Origin of the sequence: Amycolatopsis sp. cmx-11-51 (assembly GCF_047608665.1) — a bacterium.
Lineage (GTDB): Bacteria > Actinomycetota > Actinomycetes > Mycobacteriales > Pseudonocardiaceae > Amycolatopsis.
Map to the genome: position 1 here is coordinate 1 of NZ_JADNQO010000044.1, position 1,229 is coordinate 1,229.

Genomic DNA, 1,229 nt, shown 5'->3' on the forward strand with positions numbered 1-1,229 from the left:
ATGGGGAGAAAGGCGCGATCCTGCGCAGGGAAGGTCTCTACTCGTCTCACATCATCGAATGGACACGAGCGCGTGACGCGGGACGTTTGGACGGTGAACTGACCGAGTCGGAGGTGCCGGCGAAACGCGTGAAGAAGTCGGCCGAGCAGATAGAGCTGGAGAAACTCCGCCGACAGAACCAGAAACTGACCTCCGACTTGACGAAAACCCGGATGGCGCTCGACATCATGGGAAAAGCACACGCGCTCTTGGAAGAACTGTCCGAGAGCACGGGCAACGACGAGCCGCCGAAGACATCTTGACGGCCACGTTCACCGAATTACGCGCGGCGGACGTTTCCGTGACGAGATCGTGTGTGCTGACCGGGATATCGCGGGCGACGCACTATCGGCACGTCAACCCGAAAGGTCCGATGCACGGTCCGTGGCTGCCCCGCACGCCGCCGCCGCAGGCCCTCGACACCTCCGAACGGGATCTGGTGCTGGCGTTGCCGACCAGCCCAGCCTACCGGGACCTCGCGATTTCACAGGTCTGGGCCAGAGAACTCGACGAGGGCAGGTACTGGTGTTCGGTGTCCACGATGTACCGGATCGCTCGCACGGCAGGTCAGGTCCGGGAACGCCGCCGTCTCGCCACCCATCCCGCCCGGGTTCGGCCTGAGTTGGTCGCCCGTGGACCGAGTGAGGTGTGGTCATGGGATATCACCGCGCTGAAAGGACCTTCGAAAGGGATTTGGTACAAATGCTATGTCGTCCTCGACATCTACTCTCGCTATGTCACCGGTTGGCTTGTCGCCGCCACGGAGGACGCGGTCGTGGCGAAGGATTTCCTCGACGACGCCATGAACCGTAATGGCAGTCAGCCGCACACCGTCCACGCTGATCGTGGTGGCGCGATGGTATCGAAACCAGTGTCGGAACTTCTCGTCGATCTCGGTGTCATCCGGTCTCATTCCCGGCCCCGCACCTCGAATGATAACCCGTATTCGGAGGCTCAGTTCAAAACCTTGAAGTATATGCCTGACTTCCCTGAACGATTCGGATCTCTGGAAGACGCACGCGCGTTCTGTGACAGCTTTTTCATGGCTTACAACCATGAGCACCGGCATTCGGGGATCGGGATGCACACCCCCGCGTCGGTGCACTTCGGCACCGCCGAGCAGATCCGGGCCCAGCGGCAGATCACGCTCAACCAGGCCTACGCGGAGCATCCTGAGCGCTTCGCGCGCC

The 1,229-nt window shown here is 61.6% G+C and carries 1 protein-coding gene and 1 pseudogene; both read left to right on the plus strand.

All coding sequences use genetic code 11. The features are described 5' to 3' along the window. A pseudogene (locus tag ACM6LU_RS39140) lies at window positions 1–302 on the plus strand (IS3 family transposase); the annotation flags it as partial. 38 nt (window positions 303–340) lie between these two features. Next, window positions 341–1,229 (plus strand): transposase (locus tag ACM6LU_RS39145; RefSeq protein WP_414942916.1); only part of this gene is annotated, 889 nt, incomplete at its 3' end.